The following is a 23,001-nucleotide window of genomic DNA, read 5'->3' on the forward strand; positions in this document are numbered from 1 at the left end:
TTTCATGCACTGGCTTTTAACACACTGTTGAGTTCTCAAGAAACGGACGCGTACTTCCTCACCAGAACCCGTTCCCGGATCCCCGCTCAGAGGCGCTCACATTTCATTTCCTTCAGTCTACCAGATCCGGACGATTCTTGTCAAACCGCCCGATCCGGGAGCTTCCGGACCTGCTCCGTTTCGGAGCAACCCTGCTAACTTACTCTAACTTCCGGCCTTTGTCCAACCGCCAGGTCAGACGCCCGAAAGTCGGGGTTGATCAGAAGGGGTGTCGGGGCCGATCGGCCCCGCGTTGAAAACTCTAGCAGCCCTGAGGACGTCGAAGGTCCATCTTCGGTAACGAATGGACCTTCCCCGCGTTCGTATGCTCTAAACCCCGAGCCCGGACAGCTGTGCCTCAAGCCGCGCGATGTCCGCGGCGGCCTGCTCGGCCCGGCCCCGGACCTTGGCGACCACGTCGTCGGGCGCTTTGGACATGAACTGCTCGTTGCCCAGCTTTCCGGCCGCCTGCGCGGCTTCCTTCCGGGCGGCGGCCAGATCCTTCTCCAGGCGCTTGCGCTCGGCGACGACGTCGATGGCGCCCGCGGTGTCGATCTCCACGGTCACCGCGCCCACGCTGAGGCGCGCTGTGGCATTGAACGTCTCCGCCGGCTCGGTCAGCCGCAGCAACGCGCGGATCGCCCTCTCCTGGGCCTCCAGCGGCGTGCCGGACAACCCCAGACGGGCGGCCACCTTCTGGCCGGGCTTGAGCCCCTGGTCGGAACGGAACCTGCGGACCTCGGTGACGAGCTCCTGCAGGGCGTCGATCTCTGCCTCGGCCGCCGGATCCGCGTAGCGCGCGTCGGTCTGGGGCCAGGGGGCCACGACGATCGACTCGCCACCCGTCACCGCTCGCCACAACTCCTCGGTGACGAACGGCACCAGCGGATGCATCAGCCGCAGCAGCGCGTCGAGCACATGCCCGAGCACGAGCCTGGTGTGTTCGAGCCCCTCCCCGAGCTGGATCTTGGCCAGCTCCAGGTACCAGTCGCAGACCTCGTCCCAGGCGAAGTGGTAGAGCAGGTCGGAGGCCTTGGCGAACTCGTACTCGTCGAAGGCGGCGTCGGCGGCGCTGACCACGGTCTGCAGGCGGGACAGGATCCAGCGGTCGGCGGCGGTGAGGTCGAGCCCGTCGAGCGAGCCCACCGCCGCGCCGTTCATCAGCGCGAACCTGGTGGCGTTCCAGATCTTGTTGCAGAAGTTGCGCGAGCCGGCCGCCCATTCCTCGCTCACCGCCACGTCGGCGCCGGGGTTGGCGCCGCGCAGCAGCGTGAAGCGGGTGGCGTCGGCGCCGAAGCGCTCGACCCAGTCGAGCGGGTCGACCACGTTCCCGAACGACTTCGACATCTTCTTGCCGTACTGGTCGCGGACCATGCCGTGCAGGGCCACGGTCTGGAACGGCGGACGGCCGTCCATGGCGTAGAGACCGAACATCATCATCCTGGCCACCCAGAAGAACAGGATGTCGTAGCCGGTGACGAGCACGGAGGTCGGATAGAACTTCTCCAGCTCCGGGGTGGAGTCGGGCCAGCCGAGCGTGGAGAACGGCCACAGTCCGGAGGAGAACCAGGTGTCGAGGACGTCGGAGTCCTGGGTGTAGCCGGCCGGCGGCTCCTCGTCGGGGCCGACGCAGACGACCTCGCCGCCCGGGCCGTACCAGACCGGGATGCGGTGGCCCCACCACAGCTGACGGGAGATGCACCAGTCGTGCATGTCGTCGACCCAGTCGAAGTAGCGCTTGGCCAGCTCCGGCGGGTGGATGCGGGTGCGGCCGTCGCGCACGGCGTCGCCGGCGGCCTTGGCCAGCGGCGAGACGTTGACGAACCACTGCAGCGACAGCCGCGGCTCCACCACGGTCTTGCAGCGCGAGCAGTGGCCGACCGAGTGCAGGTAGGGGCGCTTCTCGGCGACGATGCGGCCCTCGGCGCGCAGCGCGGCGACCACGGCCGGGCGCGCCTCGAAGCGGTCGAGCCCCTGGAAGGGACCGTGGGCGGTGATGACGCCGCGTTCGTCCATGACGGTGAGGGACGGCAGCGAATGGCGGCGGCCGATCTCGAAGTCGTTGGGGTCGTGGGCCGGGGTGACCTTGACCGCGCCGGTGCCGAAGGCCGGGTCGACGTGCTCGTCGGCGACCACGGGGATCATGCGGCCGGTCAGCGGCACCTCGACCATCGTGCCGACCAGGTGGGCGTAGCGCTCGTCGGAGGGATGGACGGCCACGGCCGTGTCACCGAGCATGGTCTCGGCGCGGGTGGTGGCCACGACGATCTCGTCGGAGTAGCGGATCGAGACCAGCTCGCCTTCGTCCTCGCTGTGCTCGACCTCGATGTCGGACAGCGCGGTGAGGCAGCGCGGGCACCAGTTGATGATGCGCTCGGCGCGATAGATGAGCCCGTCGTCGAAGAGCTTCTTGAAGATGGTCTGGACGGCCCGCGACAGCCCCGGGTCCATGGTGAAGCGCTCGCGCTCCCAGTCGACGCCGTCGCCGAGCTTGCGCATCTGGCCGAGGATCCGGCCGCCGGACTCTTCCTTCCACTCCCAGACGCGCTCGACGAACGCCTCGCGGCCCAGGTCGTGGCGGGACAGGCCCTGCTTGGCCAGCTCGCGCTCAACGACGTTCTGGGTGGCGATGCCGGCGTGGTCCATGCCGGGCAGCCACAACGTCTCGCGGCCCTGCATGCGGGCGCGGCGGGTCAGCGCATCCTGGATGGAGTGGTCGAGCGCGTGACCGATGTGCAGGACGCCCGTCACGTTGGGCGGCGGGAGGACGATGCTGTACGGCACGCGCGAGCTGCCCGGGTCGGCGTGGAAGTAGCCTTCGGACACCCAGCGCTCGTAGCTACGGGTCTCGACGTCGGCCGGCGTGTATTGGGTGGGCAGCTCTTGCGTGGTCACAAGGACCAATTCTAGGGAGCCGGACAAGCGAAACGCCCCCAGGACGAACCCGGGGGCGTTTTTCGCGGACGGTCAGGCCGACTTCTCGCGCGGCGTGCGCTGCTGCTTGGCGGCGAGCTGGTCGCGCGGGACGAGCGTCGGGATCGCGTGTTCCAGCACCGACTCGCGGGTGATGACCACGCGGGCGACGTCCTGGCGGGAGGGCACCTCGTACATGACGGACTGGAGCACCTCCTCCAGGATCGCGCGCAGCCCGCGGGCGCCGGTGCCGCGCAGGATGGCCTGGTCGGCGATGGCCTCCAGGGCGCCGTCGGTGAACTCCAGCTCCACGCCGTCGAGCTCCAGCAGCTTGCGGTACTGCTTGACCAGCGCGTTGCGGGGCTCGGTGAGGATCTGGATGAGAGCCTCGCGGTCGAGGTTGTGGACCGAGGTGATGACCGGCAGGCGGCCGACGAACTCGGGGATCATGCCGAACTTCAGCAGGTCTTCGGGCATCACGTCGCCGAAGATGTCGGCCGTGTCGACCTCTTCCTTCGAGCGGATGATGGCGTTGAAGCCGATGCCCTTCTTGCCGATGCGCGACTCGATGATCTTCTCGAGGCCAGCGAAGGCTCCACCGCAGATGAACAGCACGTTGGTGGTGTCGATCTGGATGAACTCCTGGTGCGGGTGCTTGCGCCCGCCCTGCGGCGGCACCGAGGCCGTCGTGCCTTCGAGGATCTTCAGCAGCGCCTGCTGCACGCCCTCGCCGGAGACGTCGCGGGTGATCGACGGGTTCTCGCTCTTGCGGGCGATCTTGTCGACCTCGTCGATGTAGATGATGCCCGTCTCGGCCTTCTTGACGTCGTAGTCGGCGGCCTGGATGAGCTTGAGCAGGATGTTCTCGACATCCTCGCCGACGTAACCGGCCTCGGTGAGGGCCGTCGCGTCGGCGATGGCGAAGGGCACGTTGAGCATCTTCGCCAGAGTCTGTGCGAGGAGAGTCTTTCCCGACCCGGTCGGCCCGAGCAACAAGATGTTGCTCTTGGCCAACTCAAGGCCGTCGTCTCTACCCCGGTCGCCGGACTGCACCCGCTTGTAGTGGTTGTAGACCGCCACCGAGAGCGCCTTCTTCGCCTTGTCCTGTCCGATGACGTAGGCGTCGAGGAACTCGTAGATTTCCCTCGGCTTGGGCAGGTTGTCCCACTTGAGCTCGGAGGACTCGGAGAGCTCCTCCTCGATGATCTCGTTGCAGAGATCGATGCACTCATCGCAGATGTAGACGCCTGGACCGGCAATGAGCTTTTTGACTTGCTTCTGACTCTTCCCGCAGAAAGAGCACTTCAGCAGGTCTCCCCCGTCGCCGATGCGTGCCACCCCAGATACTCCTTTGCGTGGGACCGCCCTGCTCACGCGAGCAGTGTCTCCGGACATCCTCCGGACTAGGCCGAACCGCTCAGGTTTCGACGTTACCGTCTTCTGGGCCCTCAGTGAGCCCCCTAGCGGCGAGTCGCACCGGAACGTGCCCTATTGGGCAGCGCTCCGGTGCGTCACATCTCAACTAGGAAGCGACGGCCTGAGCTCGTTTCTTCCTGGTCGGGATGATGTCGTCGATCAGACCATACGCCTTTGCCTCGTCCGCGTTGAGAATTTTGTCGCGTTCGATGTCCTTGCGGATGTCGGCGGAGGCCTTGCCCGTGTGCTTCGCCACGATGTCCTCAAGGAGGGATCGCATGCGAAGGATCTCGCGGGCCTGGATCTCGATGTCGCTTCCCTGGCCACCGCCCTCGGTGGAGGGCTGGTGGATCAGCACCCGGGCGTTGGGCAGCGCGAAGCGCTTGCCCGGGGTGCCGCCGGCCAGCAGCACGGCCGCGGCGGACGCGGCCTGGCCGAGGCAGACGGTCTGGATCTCCGGCCGGACGAACTGCATCGTGTCGTAGATCGCCGTCATGGCCGTGAACGAGCCGCCGGGCGAGTTGATGTAGATGCTGATGTCACGGTCGGGGTCGAGCGACTCCAGCGTCAGCAGCTGGGCCATCACGTCGTTGGCCGACGCGTCGTCGATCTGCACTCCGAGGAAGATGATGCGGTCCTCGAAGAGCTTGTTGTACGGGTTCATCTCCTTCACGCCGTAGGACGTGCGCTCGACGAAGGAGGGGAGAACGTAACGGCTCTGGATGTTCATGTCAGCTCCCCCTAGGAGACCGGGCCCACGGAGGGCACCTGCCGCGCGCTGCGGACCACGTGATCGATGAAGCCGTAGTCCTTCGCCTCCTCGGCCGTGAACCAGCGGTCGCGGTCGGAGTCGGACTCGATCTGGTCCAGCGGCTGCCCGGTGTGGAAGGCGATCCGCTCGGCGAGCGTCTTCTTCACGTAGAGCATCTGCTCCGCCTGGATGGCGATGTCGGCCGCGGTGCCGCCGATGCCGCCGGACGGCTGGTGCATCATGACGCGGGCGTGCGGCAGGCCGTAGCGCTTGCCGCGGGCGCCGGCGGTGAGCAGGAACTGCCCCATGGAGGCGGCCATGCCCATCACCACCGTGGACACGTCGTTAGGCACATATTCCATCATGTCGTAAATCGCCATACCGGCACTCACCGAGCCCCCCGGCGAGTTGATGTACAGCGTGATGTCGCGCTCGGGGTCGTCGGCCGCGAGCAGCAACAGCTCGGCGCAGATCCGGTTGGCGATCTCGTCGTTGACCTCCTGACCGAGCACGATGATGCGCTCACGCAGCAGGCGCTGGTAAAGCTGGTCCTCAAGCCGGAAGGACGAGCCGTTCTCACGGCCTCGCGACTCAGGCTGATAGAAGGTCGGCGGGCTGGTCACAGCGTCACCTTCCGATGCGTCGTAAGTGATTGGCTTTGCTTGTGACCTTAACGCGCGACGCCCACAGGTCATGCCCGGTCCCCCGTACTGTTCGCTGACGGCGCAGGTCTGGGTGGCCGGTCTTCTGTCAGCCTACGCCGTTCCTCCACGTCCAGCTCATGGTCCGGCTCTGTGGGCGTTTCGGCGGGGTCGGTTCCGTGCTGGTGGGGCTTGTGGAGCTTGTGGGATTGCGTACCGGTGGATGCCGCCCGTGGCCGGGGAAGCGGTCGCGCGGACGGTGGCGGTGAGGGGCTGTCGAGCGGCCGGAGGGCGGCCCCCGCGCCTGAGGGGCCGTTCGCGCCTCGCGGGATCGTCAGGTGCCTTCTGGGCGCTTACACGCGCTCGGCCGCGCTCGCGGACGCGCACGGCGCGCCGACGCGGCCCGGAAAACAACGAAGCCCCCGGACCCATCGGGTCCGGGGGCTTCGGGAAAGATCAGGCTTCGGCCTTCTCCTCGGACTCGGCGGCCTCGTCCTCGACCGGGGCGCCGTTGATCTCGGCGTAGATGGCCTTGAGGTCGACCTCGTTGCCCTCGCTGTCGACGACCTTGGCGGCGTCGCCCAGCACGGACTTGGCCTTGTCACGGACGATCTCGACCATGGCCAGCGTGAGCTGGTCGTTGTCGGCCAGGTGCTTGGCCAGCTCGTTGGGCTGGACGCCCATCTCCATGGCGCGGCGCACCACAAAGTTGGTCAGCTCCTGCTCGTTGACGCCCAGCTCCTCCTGCTTGACGATCTTGTCAAGCACGAAGCCGACCTTGAGCGCCTTGGCGGCGTTGCTGTCGAACTCGGCGAAACGCTCCTCCTCCGTCGTCTGGTAGAGACGGAAGAAGGCGTCACGGCTGAGGCCGCTCTCGGCGATCTGGTGGTCGAGGTTGTGCTTGCGGGCGTCGACCTCGGCCTTGAGCGCGCTCTCGGGCAGCGGGATGTCGATCTTCTCGAGCAGCGCGTCGAGGGCCTTCTCGCGGGCCTGGACGACCTGGTCGATGAGCTTGTTGCGGCGGGCCTGCTCGCGGATGCTGGCCTTGAGCTCGTCGAGCGTGTCGAACTCGCTGGCGAGCTGGGCGAACTCGTCGTCGAGCTCGGGCAGGACCTTCTCCTTGACCGACTTGACGTTGATGATCACGTCGGCCTCCTCGCCGGCGTTCTCGCCGCCGACGAGCTCGGTCTTGAAGCTCTTCTCCTCGCCCGCGGACATGCCCGCGAGGGCGTCGTCGAGGCCCTGGAGCACCGAGCCGGCGCCGACCTCGTAGGAGACCTCGCTGGCCTGCTGCTCCTCGATGTTCTCGCCGTTGATCTCGGCGCGCAGGTCCATCACCACGAAGTCGCCGTTGGCGGCCGCGCGCTCGACGCCGGTCAGCGTCGCGAAGCGCTGGCGCAGCGAGTCGAGCTGGGCGTCGACGTCTTCGTCGGAGACCTCGGCGGAGTCGACGGTGACCTCGGCGCCCTGGTAGTCGGGCACCTCGAAGCTGGGCCGGATGTCGACCTCGGCGGTGAACTCGATCTGCTCACCGTCGTCGATCTTCGTGACCTCGATGTCGGGCTGGCTCACCGGGAACACGTCGACCTCGTCGACGGCCTGGCCGTAGAGCTTGGGCACCGCGTCGTTGAGGGTCTCCTCCAGCACTACCGCCCGGCCGAAGCGCTGCTCGATGATGCGGGCCGGAACCTTGCCAGGCCGGAACCCGGGGACGCGCACCTGCTGCGCGACCTTCTTGTACGCCGCATCCATGCTCGGGCGCAGCTCTTCGAACGGCACCTCGACGGTGAGCTTGACCCGGGTCGGGCTGAGCTCCTCGACAGCGGTCTTCACGGAATGGTCTCCTTGATCAAGCTACGAGTGATCGCGGGCGCGTCCATTCGGTACGGCTCACGCGCCGCGCCCACATGAGCGGCGTTGGGCATGCTCCGCCACGGCGGGATCCAACGCCGATGGCCAGTCTAGGGCAGATGCGTACCGAACAACGACGCCGTCGCCGTCAGAACTCCTCGGCGATCGTCCGCAGCAGATCGATCGTCTCATCAGGAGTGGTGCTCACGGCGCACAGCCGCTCCATGACTTCCGTGTATCGGTCCACGTCCTCACGCTTGTCCAGGTACAGGGCGCTGGCCAGCTGCTCGACGTAGACGACGTCGGGAAGGTCGCGGTCGGGGAAGCGCAGGATGCTGAAGGCGCCGCCCTCGGCGCTGTGGCCGCCGAAGCTGAACGGCATGATCTGGATGGTGATGCTGGGCTGCCGCATGAGGTCGATGAGGTGTTCGAGCTGGGCGCGCATCACCTCGACGCCGCCGATGGGCCGGCGCAGCGCCGCCTCGTCGATCACGGCCCAGAAGACGGGGCCGTCCGGCCGGTCGAAGATGCGCTGGCGTTCGAGCCTGAGGTCGACCCTCCTGGCGATCTCCTCCGCCGCGATGCCCGCCGCTCCGGCGGTGACGACCGCCCGGGCGTACTCCTTGGTCTGGAGCAGTCCCGGGACGAACTGGACCTCGTAGGTCCTGATCCGGGCGGCGGCCTCCTCAAGGCCGACGTACGCCTGGAACCACGTGGGCAGGACGTCGTTGAAGCGGTGCCACCAGCCGGGTTCGTTCGCGGTGGCCACCAGGTCGAGGACGGCGGCTCGCGCCTGCGGGTCCACGACGCCGTACAGGGTGAGCAGGTCGGCGACGTCACGTTCCTTGAACCCCACCCGGCCCAGCTCCATGCGGCTGATCTTGGATTCGGAGCCCCTGATGAGGTGCCCCGCCTCCTCGCGGGTGACGTTCTTCGCCTCCCTGAGCTTTCGCAGCTGGGAGCCCAGGAGGATGCGCAGCGCCGTCGGCCCGGAACCCGGCTGGTTCTGCGTCACTTTGCCTCCTATCAAGGTCCGCACACACAGTGACACCACATTGCCGGGTATGACAAGGTCTCAACCTCGTGTCCGATTAGGAGAGATTTGCCCCAAAAGGCGCATGCTGTTGCACATTGCAGCTGCACGTGCATTTGGGTCTTGCAGCCGCAGCGTTCGTGACCCATGATGGCTTAGTGCATTGTGGGCCAAACATGCACTAAACCGAGGGCTACGGGGAGGTATCGGCGGCATGGTGGAGGATCCTCTGGCCACTGCCGATTGCCTGCAGATCACCCGTGAGGTGGGGTTCGACCACCTGCTCAAGGGCGGGAAGCCGAACACGACCGCGTGCCCCCTGCCCTTCCAGGCCGACTCGGTGAAGACCGCCAGGGACGTGACCCGCTCCACGCTGCGGGGATGGGGCCTGCACGAGCTGAGCGACGACGCCGCGCTCGTGGTGTCCGAGCTGGTGACCAACGCCGTCAGGTACGCGATGTACGCGGCCGGCCGCCGGGAGATCGAGCTCTTGCTGATGCGCGTGTCGCCGCACGTGCTGCTGGCGGTGGCGGACCCGAGCGACGAGGTGCCGCGCCGCAAGGAGCCGGACTTCATCTCCGAGAACGGGCGCGGCCTCTACATCGTCGAGACCTACAGCCAGTGCTGGGGCTGGGACCCGCTCGACCGCGGCGGCAAGGCCGTGTGGGCGTTGTTCCGCGCCGAGGAGAGCGCCGAAGAGGGCTGACCTCTCGGCCCCCTCGGCCTGGCCGCCACTCTGACCCTTCGGCCTGGCCGCCACTCTGACCCTTCGGCCTGGCCGCTACTCGCCTGTGGCGCCGTCGATGCGCTCGCGCAGCAGGTCGGCGTGGCCGTTGTGGCGCGCGTACTCCTCGATCATGTGGACGAGGATCCAGCGGTGGGTGCAGTCCTGGCCGTTCCGGTCGGCCACGGCGTCGAGGGGTTTGGCGGCCGAGATGGTGCGGGCGCGCTCGATCTCGTCCTGCCAGGTGGTGAACGCCTCCTCCACCGAGGCGTCGTCCACGTCGTTGAAGTCGGCGTCGTTGTCGACGTCCTTGTTCCACAGGCGGGGGATGCCCTCGCCGTTCAGCACGCGGCGGAACCAGACGCGCTCCACGTGCGCCATGTGCCGGACCAGGCCGAGCAGCGACATGCTGGACGGCTCTGCGGAGCGGAGCCTCAGCTGCTCGTCGGTGAGGCCGGCGCATTTGACGGCCAACGTGCCGCGATGCCATTCGAGCCAGTTGCCGAGCACGGTGCGTTCGTCGCCGGTGAGGGGTGGGGGCACACGGTTGTCTGTCACGCCTCGACCTTAATGGGCGCTTCGTCCGGGGCCGCGAACCAAGAAGCCCCCTCCGCGCCGGAGGGGCCGATGACCTGGTCGGGGCGACAGGATGCGAACAGCAGGTCAGCTCACTGGTGGCAGGGCGATCTCGGCGACCCATAAAATCACCCGCACCGGTCGTCCCGGCTGGGGCTCCGCGTGCAGTGCGTGCCACTCCGAATCGTTGAGCAGGCAGGAGCTTCGAGCATGGCAGAAGACCTACCCGCTTCCGCTGCAAGGCCGTCTCAGGCAGACACGACGCTCGGGCCTGCCGAGTACATCGAGCAGCGCCTGGAGCAGTACAGAGGCTGGTACGACGGCAAGGCGGTCAAGACCAAGGCTCTCCACCTCCGCCTCAGAACCTTGGCTGTGGTGGGAGCAGCGGTTGTCCCTGTGCTCGTGAACATCAAGCTGCCCTATGTCGAGATCGCTACGACGCTCATCAGCCTGATGGTCGTGATCTTGGTGTCGCTGGAGAGCGTGTACCACTACAGAGAGCAGTGGAAGAACTATCGGTCCACCGAGCAGGCGCTCGGCCAGGAACTGTTTCACTACAAGACCCGGACGGGTGTGTTCGAGGGCCTCGAGGACGAAGCCGCCTTCAAGGTGCTCGTCGAGCGCGTGGAGAACGCCATCGCCTCCGAGAACGCGTCCACCCTCAGCACCATGACTTTGGCCAGCCAGTCCTCTCACCAATCCCTGCAATGAGCCGCAGCACGCCCCTGATGATGGCTTGGGCTCCACGATGCCCTGCGACCGGAGCACTCCCGCTGCCTGGCGGACGGTCGGCAGGCTGACCTTGAAGCGCCCTGCCGGAGCCGCCTCCGCGGGGAGTCGTTCGCCGGGTTCGTAGCGGCCTTGCAGTTCCGCCTCGGCCGAGGCCCGCTACCGCAGGCAGATCCGCCCGATTTTCAAGGCCGGTGCCGTTGCCATGGACCGCATCTTCGCGAGAGGCGAGGAGACATGATCTCCGGCTCAGTCACTCAGAAGGCCCCACCCGGATCGAATGGGGCCTTCTGGCTGGTCGGGGCGACAGGATTTGAACCTGCGACTTCTTGCTCCCAAAGCAAGCGCGCTGCCAAGCTGCGCCACGCCCCGCCTCGCCGGGTGCGCATGCGGTCCGTGACTCCGGTACGCTTACGCCCTGACGACCGGATGAAGTCTAGACCAGAGTTCGACCGGTTCGCGCGGACGTAGCTCAATGGTAGAGCCCTAGTCTTCCAAACTAGCTACGCGGGTTCGATTCCCGTCGTCCGCTCCAGGCACGAAGGCCCAGGTCCGGGAGATGATCCCGAGCCTGGGCCTTACTGTTATCCGATCTTGTCCGTCCGAGCTGACGAGACTCGCGCTTCCCCTGGATCACCGCGTCGGCCTTCGTCCGGCACAGACCCGTTGTGGTCGATGCGGTCCTCAAGGGGCCGGGAGCCCGGCCGCTTGTGATCTTCGGGGGCGTAGGCTGGCGTCGATGCGTGCACGTCCGATCTCGCGGGAGGCGCTCGTCGAGGAGCTGGCCGAGCTCGTCGCCGCGCGGCCCAGGGACGCCTGGGTGCGGGTGGCGGTCGACGGGGCGCCCGCGGCGGGGCCTGGCGCGCTGGCCGACGAGCTGGTGGCGCCGCTGCGGTTGAGCGGCCGGCCCGTGTTGCGGGTGTCGGCGGGCGACTTCCTGCGGCCGGCCTCGCTGCGGCTGGAACACGGCCGGACCGATCCCGACGTCTTCTACGAGGACTGGCTCGACGTCAAGGGCCTGCTGCGCGAGGTGCTCGAACCCTTGGAGCCGGGCGGCTCGGGGCGGGTGCTGCCGGCGTTGTGGGACAGCGGGATCGATCGCGCGTACCGGCTGCCGTACCGGGAGCTGGCGCCGGGCGGGGTGGTGCTCGTGGACGGGACGCTGCTGCTGGGGCGGGGGCTGCCGTTCGAGGTGAGCGTGCACGTGTGGCTGTCGGCGGGGGCGCTGGCGCGGCGCACGCCGCCGGACGAGCGGTGGCGACTGCCGGCCTACGAGCGGTACGAACGCGAGGCCCGCCCGCAGCGGGCCGCCGACGTGGTGGTCAGGGCCGACCATCCGGACCGGCCGGCGGTGCTGACGGACGGCTGAGCCCGAGCAGCGCGTCCAGCTCGGCGACGGCCTGGGCGTTCGACGTGAAGCGCACGGCGTGCAGGCCGGCCGCGCGGGCGCCCTCGACGTACGGCTCGTGGTCGTCGAGGAACACCGTGGCGGCGGGGTCGGCGCCGAGGGCGTCGCAGGCCGTCCGGTAGATGCGCGGGTCCGGTTTGCGCACGCCCGCCTCGTGCGAGTAGACGATGTGGTCCACCAGGCCGGCGTAGCCGTACGCGGCCTGCTCGCGTTCCCTGGCGCCGACGTAGCTGTTGCTCACCAGGCCCGTGCGGTAGCGCGGACGCAGGGCGCCCAGGTACGCCATGAGCTCGGTGTTGGGGGTGCCGAGGTACTCCGTCCAGACGTCGGCCATGAACGCCTCCGCGTGCGCGCCGAGCACCTTGGCCACCTCGGCGTCGGCCTGCTCCTCCGTGATCTCGCCGACCATCCCGGCCAGCCAGGTCGGCTCCAGCTGCGCGTCGATGTGACCGGCGGGCAGGCCGAGCCGCTCCTCCCATCTGGCCGTCACGCCCAGGGACGGCGTCAGCTCCAGCACTCCGCCGATGTCGAACACGACAGCATCGATTTTCATACGCTCCTCCTGTGAACTGTTTCAACCAAGGTAAAGAAGGAACGTGTCCGTGTCCATACCCTTGACGGCTCACAGAGGCGGCTCAAACTGAAACGGTGATCCCTGGCAACTGGTACAACATCGTTCCCGATCTTCCCGTGCCGCCTCCGCCGCCCCTGCACCCCGGCACCCGCCGTCCTGTCGGGCCCGACGACCTCGCGCCGCTGTTCCCCATGGAGCTCATCGCGCAGGAGGTCAGCGGCGACCACTACGTGCCCATCCCCAAGGAGGTCATCGACGTCTACCGGCTGTGGCGGCCCACGCCGCTGATCAGGGCGCACCGGCTGGAGAAGGCCCTCGACACGCCGGCCCGCATCTACTACAAGTACGAGGGCGTCTCACCGGCCGGGTCGCACAAGGCGAACACCGCCGTGCCGCAGGCGTACTACAACGCCAAGGAAGGCGTGCGGCTGCTGACCACGGAGACCGGCGCGGGACAGTGGGGCTCGGCCCTGGCGTTCGCCTGCGCCCAGTTCGACGTCGAATGCCGGATCTGGATGGTTCGGGCGTCCTACGACCAGAAGCCGTACCGGCGCTCGCTCATGCGCGTGTACGGCGCCACCGTCAACCCCAGCCCCTCACCCCTCACCGGCGCGGGCAGCAAGGCGCTGGCCGACGACCCCGCCTCCCCCGGCAGCCTGGGCCTGGCGATCAGCGAGGCGGTCGAGGTGGCCGCCGCGACCCCCGAGGCCCGGTACGCGCTCGGCTCGGTGCTCAACCACGTCCTGATGCACCAGACGGTGATCGGCGAGGAGGCCCTGGCGCAGCTGCCCGAGCTGCCGGACCTGGTCATCGGCTGCACGGGCGGCGGCTCCAACTTCGCCGGCCTGGCCTTCCCCTTCCTGCGGGAGAAGCTGGCCGGACGGATCGGCACCCGGTTCAGGGCCGTCGAGCCGGCCGCCTGCCCGTCGTTCACCCGCGGCGTGTACGCCTACGACTTCGGCGACACCGCCGGGCTGACGCCGCTGCTGAAGATGCACACCCTCGGGCACTCCTTCGTCCCCGACCCGATCCACGCCGGCGGGCTGCGCTATCACGGCATGGCGCCGCTGCTGTCCCACATGTACGAGCTGGGCCTGTTCGAGGCGGTGACCCGTACCCAGAGCGAGTGTTTCGAGGCGGGTGTGCGCTTCGCACGGACCGAGGGCATCGTCCCGGCCCCCGAGCCCACGCACGCGCTCGCCGAGACCATCGCCGAAGCGCTGCGCTGCAAGGAGAGCGGCGAGGAGAAGGTGATCCTCACCGCACTGTGCGGGCACGGCCATTTCGACCTGGCCGCCTACGACCGCCACCTGGCCGGCGAACTGGAGGACTACTCGCTTCCGCAGGAGCGCCTCGACCAGGCGCTCACCGAACTGCCCGGCTGAAGACGACACGGGTGGCCGCGAGAGCGCGGCCACCCGTGTTCAGTTCGCGTTCGGGCGCTTCCTGTGGTTCGCCTTCTTCTTCTTGCGCGCCCTGCCCTTGCGTGCACGTTTCGCCATGGGCTCACCTCCAGCGGTCGGGATCGTGACCCTCAAGGTCTCCCCTGCCCGCGGCTCGCACAAGCGATACGCCGTGACCTAACATTCCTCAACAAACTCGTGTCATAATTTGGTGGAATCTGTTGGAAGGGGTGGGCGTGCTCGCACAGCAGCGTCAGCAGACGATCCTGGAACGCGTACGCAGCAGCGGCGGCGTCCGGGTGGCCGACCTCGTGCGCGAGCTCGGCGTCTCCGACATGACGATACGCCGCGACCTCGAGGTGCTGGCCGAGCGCGGGCTGCTGGAGAAGGTCCACGGCGGCGCGACGGCCCTCGGCCCCGGCTCGACCGAGGAGCCGGGCTTCACCGCCAAGTCCGCCCGCCAGCAGCAGGAGAAGGAGGCCATCGCGCGGCACGCGGCCACTCTCGTCCGGCCGGGCACCGCCGTGGCGCTCTCCGCCGGCACCACCATATGGGCGCTGGCCCACCATCTGGTCGCGGTGCCCGAGCTGACCGTGATCACCAACTCGATCCCCGTCGCCGAGGTCTTCCACCGCAACCCGCGCGCCGACCGCACGGTCGTGCTGACCGGCGGCGTGCGCACCCCCTCCGACGCGCTCGTCGGCCCCGTGGCGGTGGCGGCCATCCGCCGCCTGCACGTGGACACGCTCTTCCTCGGGGTGCACGGCATGAGCCTGCGCGCCGGGTTCACCACGCCCAACCTGCTGGAGTCCGAGACCGACAGGGAGCTGGTGGCCGCGGCGCACCGGCTGGTGGTCCCCGCCGACCACACCAAGTGGAACACGGTCGGCATCAGCACGATCGCCGAGCTGACCGAGGCCGACGTGGTCATCAGCGACGCGGGGCTGCCCGAGGAAGCACGCACCGAACTGGCCGAACGGGCCGGAGAACTGATCATCGCGGAGGGCACGCCTTGAAGCGCACCATCACCCACCTGGCAGACGGCCGAGAGCTGATCTACTTCGACCGGCGCGACGACGCTGACCGGAGCGCGATCGACCGGCGGCCGCTCGACCCGCGGCCGGTGGCCTCCGAGCTGCGCTACGACCCGCTGACCGAGGAGTGGATCGCGATCGCCGGCCACCGGCAGACGCGCACGTTCCTGCCGCCGGCCGACGAGTGCCCGTTGTGCCCGTCGTCCGACACGCGGGCGTCGGAGATCCCGGCCCACGACTATGACGTGGTGGTGTTCGAGAACCGCTTTCCCTCTTTCTCCGGAAATTTTGGGACTTACGGGGATGTCGGTGGCCTGAGTGAGGTGCGGCCGGGTGTCGGGCGGTGTGAGGTGGTCTGCTTCACCTCCGACCACTCCTCCTCCTTCTCCAGGCTCTCCAACGCCCAGGTCAGGCTGGTGATGGAGGCGTGGGCCGACCGCACGGCCGAGCTGTCCGGCATCGAGGGCGTCGAGCAGGTGTTCTGCTTCGAGAACAGGGGCGAGGAGATCGGCATCACGCTCCCCCACCCGCACGGGCAGATCTACGCCTACCCCTACGTGACCCCGCGCACCAAGCTCCAGCTCGGGGCCGCCTCGCGGCACACGGGCGGCAACCTGTTCGCCGACGTGCTGGCCGCCGAGCGGGCCGCCGGCACGCGGGTGGTGGCCGCCAACGAGCTCTGGACGGCGTTCGTCCCGGCCGCCGCGCGCTGGCCGTTCGAGGTGCACGTGTATCCGCACCGGCAGGTGCCCGACCTGGCGGCGCTGTCGGAGGAGGAGCGGGCCGCGTTCGCGCCGCTGTACACCTCGGTGCTGCGGGCGCTCGACGCGCTGTTCGGGGTGGCGATGCCGTACATCTCGGCCTGGCACCAGGCGCCGGTGCGGTACGGCCGCGAGCTGGCCTACCTGCACCTGGAGCTGTTCAGCATCAGGCGGGCGCCCGGGAAGCTGAAGTACCTGGCGGGCTCGGAGTCGGCCATGGGGGCCTTCGTCAACGACGTGCTGCCGGAGGAGGCGGCACGCATGTTGCGATCACGAATTGATCACTAATTGGTTTCTCATTAAAGTCGCATGACTCGTGATCTACCACTAATATCCCGTTAGACACCGGCCATAACGGTCGTTGTACGCCTAATCCCGGGCGTGTTGCCCGGGAGCCGGGGACCCATCGCATCCGGGGTGAATCCGCGTAAGTGGTAGGGAATGCTCCCGTGCCCGAACCCGTCAGCTAACCCGGCCGGCAGAGGGAGAGGAACAACCACGTGGCGGCTTCGTCCCCCGCGAGTCTTGCCGTCGGTCTCATCACCGCCACCGCCCTGCTCGTCCAGCCGGCCGCCGCCTCAGTCTCGGCGTCAGCCGCGCCCAAGCCGTCGGAGGCGCAGCTGCGGGCCCAGCTCAAGCAGCTCAACCGCAAGGTCGACAAGCTGATCGAGACGTACAACCTCAAGCGGGTCGAGCTGGCCAAGGCCCAGCAGGCCGCCACCGCCGCCCAGCAGCGGCTCACCGCCGCCGAGCAGGCGGTCGCCACGGCCGAGCAGCGGGTCGCCGAGATCGCCCGGCTGCGCTACCAGAGCCGCGACGCCTCCCTGCCGGGCTTCATGCTGACCCCGGACGGCGGCGGCGCGGCCGTGCTCGAACAGCTCACCGCCGAGCAGCAGGCGGTCGTGGACAGCGTGGCCAAGGCCCGCGACGACCAGAAGAAGGCCGCCACGGCCGCCGCCGCGCTCGCGACGCAGCTGAAGGCGGGCACGGCGGAGGTGGCCGAGCAGCGCGACGACGCCCAGGACGTCATCGACGACATCAAGAAGAAGCTCCAGGACCTCGTGCCGTTCGGGCCGGGCAAGAAGTCCGACGGGAGCTGGGCGCCCGAGCTGCCGGCCGGCTCGGACAACATCACGCCGCGCACCCGGCTGATGCGCGCGCAGGTGCAGAAGAACTTCTCGCTGCCGTACGAGGTGGGCTGCTTCCGGGCCGGCTCCAGCGGCGAGCACCCGCTCGGCCGGGCCTGCGACTTCATGATGAGCACGGGCGGCACCATGCCGAGCGCCGTCAACAACGCGCTCGGCGACCGGCTGGCCGACTGGGCCCTGAAGAACAAGGCCAAGCTGGGCGTCAAGTACGTGATCTGGAAGCAGCGCATCAACCAGGGCTCGGGCTGGCGCTCGATGTCCGACCGCGGCAGCATCACCGAGAACCACTACGACCACGTGCACATCTCGATGAACTAGCCGCGGGGCCGGCGGCTCAGCGAATGCCGGTCAGCTTGTCGGGGTTGGTGACGGAGTAAACGGCGGCGATCCGGTCGCCCTCGGGCGTGAGATCGACGACGACCACGGCCAGCGGGCCGCCACCGGAGAAGACCAGCGCGCACGGATCCCCGGCCACCCGCCGGTGGCGCAGGTCCACCGCGCCGGGGGTCAGCGTCGCGGCCACGGACATGAAGATCGCAGCCACCTCGTCCCGGCCGTGGACCGGGTGCAGGCTGGTGGCGGGCCCCTTGCCGCCACCGTCGGTCCACAGGGTCACCTCCGGCGCCAGCACCTCCAGCAGGGCCCGCAGGTCACCGCCGAGGGCGGCCGCGGCGAACCGCTCGGTCACCTCGGCGTGCACGCCGGGCTCGGTCCGGTGACGCGGACGGCGGGCATGAACGTGGCGACGGGCGCGGGCCGCGAGCTGCCGGACCGCCGCCGGCGTGCGCCCGAGGATGTCGGCCGTCTCCAGATGACTGAACCCGAACACCTCGTGCAGCACGAAGACCGCTCGTTCCAGCGGTGACAGCGTCTCCAGCACGACCAGCACCGCCATCGACAACGACTCCCCGCTCCCGGCGGCGCCCCCGGCGTTGTCCGGGGCCGTGACCAGCGGTTCCGGCAGCCACGGGCCGACGTAGGTCTCCTGCCGGCGGCTCAGGTCCGCCCGCCGGGCGAGCGCCTGGTTCACCGCGATCCGCACCAGGTAGGCCCGGACGTTCTCCACCGGTCCGGCCTCCGGCCTGCGGTGCCGGGCGGACCAGGCCAGCCACGCCTCCTGCAGCACGTCCTCGGTGTCGGCGACGCTGCCGAGCATGTTGTAGACCACGGAGAACAGCAGTTCCCGGTAGCCGAGGAACTGCTCGGTGGCGGCGTCGGCGGGGTGCTGCGGGGTCGGTGTCATGGCGGGTCTCCTCATCTGTCGCAACCGAAGAGTCCCGACGAGCGGCGATTGTGACATGAAGCCATCAAGCGTGATCTATGCCACTCATGTCACAGTTCCCGGCCGGTTGCCCCTCTGTGATGGCGTCCGAGGGTTCACGGCTCACGAGGGAGAGCTTCGATGCGTACATTGATCCGCGACGTCAGGGTGTTCGATGGCGAGCACACCATCGCGACGGCCGACGTGGTGATCGAGAACGATCTGATCGCCGCCGTCGGCTCCGGCGCGGACCGTCCGGCCGATGCCGAGGTGGACGGCACCGGCAGGACGCTGCTGCCCGGCCTGATCGACGCGCACACCCACGTGTTCGACGGCAGCCTGGCCCAGGCCCTGCGGTACGGGGTCACCACCGAGCTCGACATGTTCTGCCTCCCGCAGATCCTCGCCGGGCAGCGCCGGCTGGCCGCCGAGAACGACGACGTGGCCGACCTGCGCAGCGCCGGCACGCTGGCCACCGCGCCCGGCGGGCACCCGACCCAGCTGCGGGCGGCCCTGGCGGGCACCGTCCTGGACGGGCTCGACGGCACGGCGATCGACTTCGTCTCCGAACCGGCGCAGGCGCCGACGTTCGTCCGGGCCAGGCTGGCCGAGGGGGCCGACTACCTCAAGATCGTCATTGACGACGGCGCCGTGCACGGGGCCGACCTGCCCGTCATGACGGCGGAGGTCGCCGCCGCCCTGGCCGCGGCGGCGCACGAGGCGGGCCTGCTGGTCATCGCCCACGCGATCACCGCCGCCGAGGTGGGGATCGCGCTGGACGCCGCCGTCGACGGCCTGGCTCACGTGTGGACCGACCTGGCGCCGGACGACCCGGCCTCGCCGCGCCTGGCCGGGCGGGTGCGCGACCAGGGCGTCTTCGTGGTGACGACGCTGGCCTACTTCGAGGCGATCACCGCTCAGCACGTCGAGACCGCCGACTGCGCCCGCCCCGGCAGCTCCGCCAACGCCGTCGGCGCGCTGCGGGCCCTGCGCCACGCGGGTGTGCCGCTGCTCGCCGGGACCGACGCCACCCCGTTCGTGCCCGCCCACGGCGCCGGTCTGCACCGCGAGCTGCGGTTGCTCACCGAGGCCGGGCTCGGCGCGGAGGAGGCGCTGGCCGCCGCGACCAGCGTGCCGGCCCGGCACTTCGGGCTGGCCGACCGCGGCCGGATCGCCCCCGGCCTGCGCGCGGACCTGGTGCTGGTCGAGGGCGACGCCACCCGGGACGTCACCGCCGTGGGCGACATCGCCGAGGTCTGGCGTCGCGGGGTGCGTCAGGCCCGGTAGCCCCCTGCCCGTGGCCGGCGGCCGGCTCAGCCGAGCGTGAGGGGGTTGACCAGGTCGGCGTAGACCAGCAGACCGGCCATGATGATCAGCACGAACGCCATCGCGTACGTGAGCGGCAGCACCTTGGCGATGTCGACGTAGCGGGGCTCGGGGCGGCGCATGATCTTGGCGTAGCCGCGCTTGACGCCCTCCCACAGGCCGCCCGCGATGTGGCCGCCGTCGAGGGGCAGCAGCGGGATCAGGTTGAACAGGCCGATCGCCAGGTTGAACCCGGCCAGCAGGCTGACGAAGGTGAACAGCTTGCTCTTGTTGGACATGTCGGAGGCCAGGATCTCGCCGCCGAGCCGGCCCGCGCCCACCACGCCGACCGGGCCCTCGGGGTCGCGCTTGTCGCCGGAGAAGGCGGCGTTCCAGACGCCGACCATCTTCGCCGGCAGGTTGACCATCGAGCCCACGACGCGGCCGGTCAGGTCGGTCATGTAGCCCGGCACCTGGCCGATGCTCTGCTGCTCGAAGACCTGGGAGGGCACGACGCCGAGGAACCCGACGCCCTTGTCGATCTTGGTCTCGTCGACCGGGTTCGCCATGTCGCGGGCGATGAGCGTGACGTCGAGCGTCATCGGCCTGCCGTCGCGGACGATGCCCAGCTTGACGGGGCCGGCGCCGTGGCCGCGGATCAGGCGGGTGGCGTCCTGCCAGGTCTGGATCTTCTGGCCGTCGAGGGAGACGATGTGGTCGCCGACCTTGACGCCCGCCTTGGCGGCCGGGGTGCGCTCGTCGGTGGGCGCGCACGTCTTGCGCACCTCGGTGGTGGGGATCACGCACGTGTTGGTGTCGGGCGACACGATCGGGGCGGTCTTGGGCAGGCCGATGCCGACCAGCAGGATGCTGAAGAAGATGAAGGCGAGCACGAAGTTCATCGCCGGGCCGCCCGACATGATGATGATCTTCTGCCACCACTTCTTGCGGTAGAAGACGCGGTCCTCGTCGCCGGGCCGCACCTCCTCCATGGCGGCTTCGCGGGCGGTCTCGATCAGGCCCTGCCACGGCCCGGTCGACGCGCTCCGCAGCCTGCCGGGGTCGTCGCCGGGGCGCGGCGGCAGCATGCCGATCATGCGGATGTAGCCGCCGAGCGGCAGCCACTTGATGCCGTATTCGGTCTCGCCCCTGCGGATGGACCAGGCCGTCGAGCCGAAGCCGACCATGTACTGGGTGACCCGGACGCCGAAGATCTTGGCCGGCACGAGATGGCCCACCTCGTGCAGGCCGACGGAGACCATCAACCCCACCAGGAAGAGAAGGATCCCGGCGACAAAGAGCCAGTTCATCTACGCGCGCTCCAGGCAGACAGACGGTCTCGACGTTCCCAGACTAGTCGAACTCTGCACAACCCTCGGGCTTGCCCGCACTTTGGTGAATCAACGGACCGCATTGACAGTAAGCGATCAGCCGATCACCCTGGGAGACGATGGAGGGGGACGTCTTGATCCGCATACTCATCGCCGAACACCTGCCCTTGGTGCGACGCGGTCTGCAGGCCACGCTCGAAGCCGAGCCCGACCTGCGGGTGGTCGCCGAGACGGGCTGCCCCGACGGTGTGCTGCCGGCCGCGCGGTCGAGCGCGCCCGACGTCGCGATCGTCGACCTCGACCTGCCGGGCCTGCCGGTCGCCACCCAGCTGACCGAGCAGGTCCCCCGCTGCTCGGTGCTGATCCTCTCCGCGCGGCCGAGCCCCGGCCAGGTGCGCAGGGCGTTCAACGGCAGCGTGCTGGGGTTCATGAGCCTGCGGGTGGCGCCCGAGCGGCTGGCCGAGGGGGTGCGCCAGGTCGCCGCGGGCGGACGGGCGGTGGAGGCGGAGCTCGCGGTGGCGGCCCTGCAGTCGGCCGCCAACCCGCTCACCCGGCGCGAGCTCGACGTGCTGCGCATCGCGGCGGGCGGGGCGAGATCGACCGAGATCGCCGATCAGTTGTTCCTGTCGGTCGGCACGGTCCGCAACCATCTGTCGCGGATCATGTGCAAGACGGGCGCCCGCAACCGGCTCGACGCCGTGCGCATCGCCAGCGACAGCGGCTGGTTGTAACGGCTGGTTGCAGCGGCTGGTCGTGCGGAACCGGACGAGATGACGGGCCCGGTGGAGCCGCGCCGCTCCGCCGGGACCCGAACAGTCGAATGATCTCAGCCCGCCGAACCCGTGGCCAGTGACCGCCATCACGACCTGACCCGTGTGAAACGTCACTACGGACGCCAGATCAACACCAGCGCGCAGTCGTCGTTGTGGCCCGAGGACATCGCGTTGACCAGCGCCCTGGCGCCGTCGCGGAAGCCGGAGGGCAGCAGCCGTTCGGCCTCGCCGAGCAGCCGGTCGAGCCCGGCGTCGATGTCGCGCCCCGGCTGCTCGATCAGGCCGTCGGTGTAGAGCAGCAGCGCGTCGCCCTTGCGCAGGGTGCCGCTGTCGGGCTCGCAGTGGAGGTCGGGCACCACGCCGAGCACCACGCCCTTGGCCGAGGCGACCTGCCAGTTGCCGGTGCCCGAGTCGAGCTTGACCACCGGCGGATGGCCGGCCGAGGTGATCGTGTAGTCGCCGGTGGCGAGGTCGAGGCGGACGTGCACGGCCGTCACGAAGCCCTCGTCGCCGCGCTGGCGGTGAAGGTAGGCGTTGCAGGCGGGCAGGAAGTCGTCGACCGAGCCGAGCAGCCCGCCGAACGTGCCCGACAGCAGCAGCGCGCGGGTGCCGGCGTCGACACCCTTGCCGGAGACGTCGACCAGGGCGATCTCCACGGAGTCGCCGTCGCGCATGGAGACCAGGAAGTCGCCGCCGAACGACGAGCCCCCGGCCTGCTTGAGCACCACCTTGCCGCCCCAGTCCTTCGGCAGCGGGGGCAGCTCGCCCTGGCTTCTGAGCCGGTCGCGCAGCTCCAGCAGCATCGCGTCGCCGCGCAGCCCCTGCACGCCCAGCTTGCCCCTGGTACGGGCCATGAGCACGGCCAGCACGGTGGTGAACACGATCGTCACCGTGAGACCCAGCCCCACCCGCGCCACCCCGAGCGTGGCCGCGACGTAGGTCAGCGCGACGCCCACCGCCACCAGCAGCTTGACCAGGCTGCGCAGCCGCAGCTGCAGCCCGCCGATCAGGGTCACCAGGATGAGCAGCGACGGCGAGAACCACTCGGTGGACACCTTCGCCGCCAGCAGCCCGATGACGAGCGACAGCACAGTGAGCGTGATGAGCAGGTTGCGGTCACGGGCCAGCGGCCCCCTCCGGACGAACCGGACGGCGGACACCAGGAACGGCACCCGAACCAGGACCGCACGGACCCGTGGCGGAATCAGCGGCGCCGGACGGGAACTCATGATGCGTGTGACTGTATCGGTCTGACCCCTGTTTGGGCAGCCCACTTGACCAAGGCCTTGATCATTAAGCACGGATATTGGGTGGCCGTCCCCCTTTGCCC

General features: G+C 69.1%; 20 protein-coding genes, 2 tRNA genes, 2 pseudogenes and 1 riboswitch. Of the genes and pseudogenes, 10 read left to right on the top strand and 14 right to left on the bottom strand.

Features of this window, described 5'->3' with window-relative positions:
- Positions 1 to 369: 369 nt before the first annotated feature.
- From ACFYYW_RS29210 to ACFYYW_RS29235, 6 genes are all read right to left on the bottom strand, one after another.
- On the bottom strand, positions 370 to 2,943 hold the full coding sequence (locus ACFYYW_RS29210; protein ID WP_387653135.1) for a valine--tRNA ligase: 2,574 nt from the start codon (positions 2,941 to 2,943) through the stop codon (positions 370 to 372).
- 63 nt (positions 2,944 to 3,006) lie between these two features.
- A complete protein-coding gene (clpX, locus tag ACFYYW_RS29215) occupies positions 3,007 to 4,290 on the bottom strand; it encodes an ATP-dependent Clp protease ATP-binding subunit ClpX (RefSeq protein WP_185067261.1) in 1,284 nt (427 codons plus the stop codon).
- Positions 4,291 to 4,474: 184 nt separating this feature from the next.
- Positions 4,475 to 5,098: an ATP-dependent Clp protease proteolytic subunit gene (locus ACFYYW_RS29220; protein ID WP_352323604.1), complete on the bottom strand. Its 624-nt coding sequence runs from the start codon at positions 5,096 to 5,098 to the stop codon at positions 4,475 to 4,477.
- A gap of 11 nt (positions 5,099 to 5,109) precedes the next feature.
- The gene (locus ACFYYW_RS29225) at positions 5,110 to 5,742 is read right to left on the bottom strand and encodes an ATP-dependent Clp protease proteolytic subunit (RefSeq protein ID WP_352323605.1); all 633 of its coding nucleotides are present in this window, start codon (positions 5,740 to 5,742) and stop codon (positions 5,110 to 5,112) included.
- A gap of 474 nt (positions 5,743 to 6,216) precedes the next feature.
- The gene (gene tig, locus ACFYYW_RS29230) at positions 6,217 to 7,593 is read right to left on the bottom strand and encodes a trigger factor (protein ID WP_387653138.1); all 1,377 of its coding nucleotides are present in this window, start codon (positions 7,591 to 7,593) and stop codon (positions 6,217 to 6,219) included.
- A gap of 166 nt (positions 7,594 to 7,759) precedes the next feature.
- A complete protein-coding gene (locus tag ACFYYW_RS29235; protein WP_352323607.1) occupies positions 7,760 to 8,626 on the bottom strand; it encodes a helix-turn-helix transcriptional regulator in 867 nt (288 codons plus the stop codon).
- A gap of 232 nt (positions 8,627 to 8,858) precedes the next feature.
- Here ACFYYW_RS29235 and ACFYYW_RS29240 point away from each other — a divergent pair, with 232 nt between their 5' ends.
- Positions 8,859 to 9,350 carry an ATP-binding protein gene (locus tag ACFYYW_RS29240; protein ID WP_387653140.1) on the top strand — a complete coding sequence of 164 codons (492 nt, stop codon included), beginning with the start codon at positions 8,859 to 8,861 and terminating at the stop codon, positions 9,348 to 9,350.
- A gap of 75 nt (positions 9,351 to 9,425) precedes the next feature.
- On the opposite strand, the gene ACFYYW_RS29245 is transcribed toward ACFYYW_RS29240, so the two are convergent.
- Complete coding sequence (locus tag ACFYYW_RS29245) at positions 9,426 to 9,926, bottom strand: DinB family protein (RefSeq protein WP_387653142.1); 501 nt, start codon at positions 9,924 to 9,926, stop codon at positions 9,426 to 9,428.
- A 228-nt stretch (positions 9,927 to 10,154) separates the two neighbouring features.
- Between ACFYYW_RS29245 and ACFYYW_RS29250 the strand changes: the two genes are divergently transcribed.
- The gene (locus tag ACFYYW_RS29250) at positions 10,155 to 10,655 is read left to right on the top strand and encodes a DUF4231 domain-containing protein (RefSeq protein WP_387653144.1); all 501 of its coding nucleotides are present in this window, start codon (positions 10,155 to 10,157) and stop codon (positions 10,653 to 10,655) included.
- Between the two features lie 21 nt (positions 10,656 to 10,676).
- Here ACFYYW_RS29250 and ACFYYW_RS29255 read toward each other — a convergent pair.
- Positions 10,677 to 10,811 (bottom strand): annotated as a pseudogene (locus ACFYYW_RS29255) (GntR family transcriptional regulator); the annotation flags it as partial.
- A 157-nt stretch (positions 10,812 to 10,968) separates the two neighbouring features.
- Positions 10,969 to 11,045 (bottom strand) — tRNA-Pro (locus tag ACFYYW_RS29260).
- A gap of 89 nt (positions 11,046 to 11,134) precedes the next feature.
- On the opposite strand from ACFYYW_RS29260, the gene ACFYYW_RS29265 reads away from it, so the two are divergent.
- Positions 11,135 to 11,208, top strand: a tRNA-Gly gene (locus ACFYYW_RS29265).
- Between the two features lie 204 nt (positions 11,209 to 11,412).
- Positions 11,413 to 12,042 carry a uridine kinase gene (locus ACFYYW_RS29270; protein ID WP_387653146.1) on the top strand — a complete coding sequence of 210 codons (630 nt, stop codon included), beginning with the start codon at positions 11,413 to 11,415 and terminating at the stop codon, positions 12,040 to 12,042.
- Here ACFYYW_RS29270 and ACFYYW_RS29275 read toward each other — a convergent pair.
- Positions 11,996 to 12,634, bottom strand: coding sequence for an HAD family hydrolase (locus ACFYYW_RS29275; RefSeq protein ID WP_387653148.1), 639 nt, complete (start codon positions 12,632 to 12,634; stop codon positions 11,996 to 11,998). The two genes, ACFYYW_RS29270 and ACFYYW_RS29275, sit on opposite strands and share 47 nt — an antisense overlap.
- 89 nt (positions 12,635 to 12,723) lie before the next feature.
- On the opposite strand from ACFYYW_RS29275, the pseudogene ACFYYW_RS29280 reads away from it, so the two are divergent.
- Positions 12,724 to 14,040: pseudogene (locus tag ACFYYW_RS29280) on the top strand (TrpB-like pyridoxal phosphate-dependent enzyme); the annotation flags it as partial.
- Between the two features lie 39 nt (positions 14,041 to 14,079).
- Here ACFYYW_RS29280 and ACFYYW_RS29285 read toward each other — a convergent pair.
- Positions 14,080 to 14,157: a 50S ribosomal protein bL37 gene (locus ACFYYW_RS29285; protein ID WP_125636474.1), complete on the bottom strand. Its 78-nt coding sequence runs from the start codon at positions 14,155 to 14,157 to the stop codon at positions 14,080 to 14,082.
- A 137-nt stretch (positions 14,158 to 14,294) separates the two neighbouring features.
- Between ACFYYW_RS29285 and ACFYYW_RS29290 the strand changes: the two genes are divergently transcribed.
- The 3 genes from ACFYYW_RS29290 to ACFYYW_RS29300 all read left to right on the top strand — a co-directional run bounded on the left by ACFYYW_RS29290 (position 14,295) and on the right by ACFYYW_RS29300 (position 17,319).
- A complete protein-coding gene (locus ACFYYW_RS29290; protein WP_352323613.1) occupies positions 14,295 to 15,074 on the top strand; it encodes a DeoR/GlpR family DNA-binding transcription regulator in 780 nt (259 codons plus the stop codon).
- Positions 15,071 to 16,141 carry a galactose-1-phosphate uridylyltransferase gene (gene galT, locus ACFYYW_RS29295; RefSeq protein WP_352323614.1) on the top strand — a complete coding sequence of 357 codons (1,071 nt, stop codon included), beginning with the start codon at positions 15,071 to 15,073 and terminating at the stop codon, positions 16,139 to 16,141. The genes ACFYYW_RS29290 and galT overlap by 4 nt, the downstream gene beginning before the upstream one ends.
- 68 nt (positions 16,142 to 16,209) lie before the next feature.
- Positions 16,210 to 16,348, top strand: a riboswitch (cyclic di-AMP (ydaO/yuaA leader).
- Between the two features lie 5 nt (positions 16,349 to 16,353).
- The gene (locus ACFYYW_RS29300) at positions 16,354 to 17,319 is read left to right on the top strand and encodes a hypothetical protein (protein ID WP_352323615.1); all 966 of its coding nucleotides are present in this window, start codon (positions 16,354 to 16,356) and stop codon (positions 17,317 to 17,319) included.
- Between the two features lie 16 nt (positions 17,320 to 17,335).
- Here ACFYYW_RS29300 and sigJ read toward each other — a convergent pair whose 3' ends face one another.
- The gene (sigJ, locus tag ACFYYW_RS29305) at positions 17,336 to 18,244 is read right to left on the bottom strand and encodes an RNA polymerase sigma factor SigJ (protein WP_387653151.1); all 909 of its coding nucleotides are present in this window, start codon (positions 18,242 to 18,244) and stop codon (positions 17,336 to 17,338) included.
- Between the two features lie 159 nt (positions 18,245 to 18,403).
- Between sigJ and ACFYYW_RS29310 the strand changes: the two genes are divergently transcribed.
- Positions 18,404 to 19,549 carry an amidohydrolase family protein gene (locus ACFYYW_RS29310; protein WP_387653153.1) on the top strand — a complete coding sequence of 382 codons (1,146 nt, stop codon included), beginning with the start codon at positions 18,404 to 18,406 and terminating at the stop codon, positions 19,547 to 19,549.
- A gap of 26 nt (positions 19,550 to 19,575) precedes the next feature.
- Here ACFYYW_RS29310 and ACFYYW_RS29315 read toward each other — a convergent pair whose 3' ends face one another.
- A complete protein-coding gene (locus tag ACFYYW_RS29315; RefSeq protein WP_387653155.1) occupies positions 19,576 to 20,877 on the bottom strand; it encodes a M50 family metallopeptidase in 1,302 nt (433 codons plus the stop codon).
- A 155-nt stretch (positions 20,878 to 21,032) separates the two neighbouring features.
- On the opposite strand from ACFYYW_RS29315, the gene ACFYYW_RS29320 reads away from it, so the two are divergent.
- A complete protein-coding gene (locus ACFYYW_RS29320) occupies positions 21,033 to 21,629 on the top strand; it encodes a response regulator transcription factor (RefSeq protein WP_352323619.1) in 597 nt (198 codons plus the stop codon).
- A 155-nt stretch (positions 21,630 to 21,784) separates the two neighbouring features.
- On the opposite strand, the gene ACFYYW_RS29325 is transcribed toward ACFYYW_RS29320, so the two are convergent.
- A complete protein-coding gene (locus ACFYYW_RS29325; RefSeq protein ID WP_352323620.1) occupies positions 21,785 to 22,900 on the bottom strand; it encodes a PP2C family protein-serine/threonine phosphatase in 1,116 nt (371 codons plus the stop codon).
- Positions 22,901 to 23,001: the final 101 nt, after the last annotated feature.

This window comes from Nonomuraea sp. NPDC001831, assembly GCF_042892035.1.
In the GTDB taxonomy this organism is placed as follows: domain Bacteria; phylum Actinomycetota; class Actinomycetes; order Streptosporangiales; family Streptosporangiaceae; genus Nonomuraea.

What these genes read in the sequence shown, in the direction of transcription:
- ACFYYW_RS29315 (WP_387653155.1), bottom strand. Translation starts at nt 20,877, where the DNA reads ATGAACTGGCTCTTTGTCGCCGGGATCCTTCTCTTCCTGGTGGGGTTG.
- ACFYYW_RS29325 (WP_352323620.1), bottom strand. Translation starts at nt 22,900, where the DNA reads ATGAGTTCCCGTCCGGCGCCGCTGATTCCGCCACGGGTCCGTGCGGTC.
- ACFYYW_RS29220 (WP_352323604.1), bottom strand. Translation starts at nt 5,098, where the DNA reads ATGAACATCCAGAGCCGTTACGTTCTCCCCTCCTTCGTCGAGCGCACG.
- ACFYYW_RS29285 (WP_125636474.1), bottom strand. Translation starts at nt 14,157, where the DNA reads ATGGCGAAACGTGCACGCAAGGGCAGGGCGCGCAAGAAGAAGAAGGCG.
- ACFYYW_RS29240 (WP_387653140.1), top strand. Translation starts at nt 8,859, where the DNA reads ATGGTGGAGGATCCTCTGGCCACTGCCGATTGCCTGCAGATCACCCGT.
- ACFYYW_RS29250 (WP_387653144.1), top strand. Translation starts at nt 10,155, where the DNA reads ATGGCAGAAGACCTACCCGCTTCCGCTGCAAGGCCGTCTCAGGCAGAC.
- sigJ (WP_387653151.1), bottom strand. Translation starts at nt 18,244, where the DNA reads ATGACACCGACCCCGCAGCACCCCGCCGACGCCGCCACCGAGCAGTTC.
- ACFYYW_RS29310 (WP_387653153.1), top strand. Translation starts at nt 18,404, where the DNA reads ATGCGTACATTGATCCGCGACGTCAGGGTGTTCGATGGCGAGCACACC.
- ACFYYW_RS29275 (WP_387653148.1), bottom strand. Translation starts at nt 12,634, where the DNA reads ATGAAAATCGATGCTGTCGTGTTCGACATCGGCGGAGTGCTGGAGCTG.
- ACFYYW_RS29270 (WP_387653146.1), top strand. Translation starts at nt 11,413, where the DNA reads ATGCGTGCACGTCCGATCTCGCGGGAGGCGCTCGTCGAGGAGCTGGCC.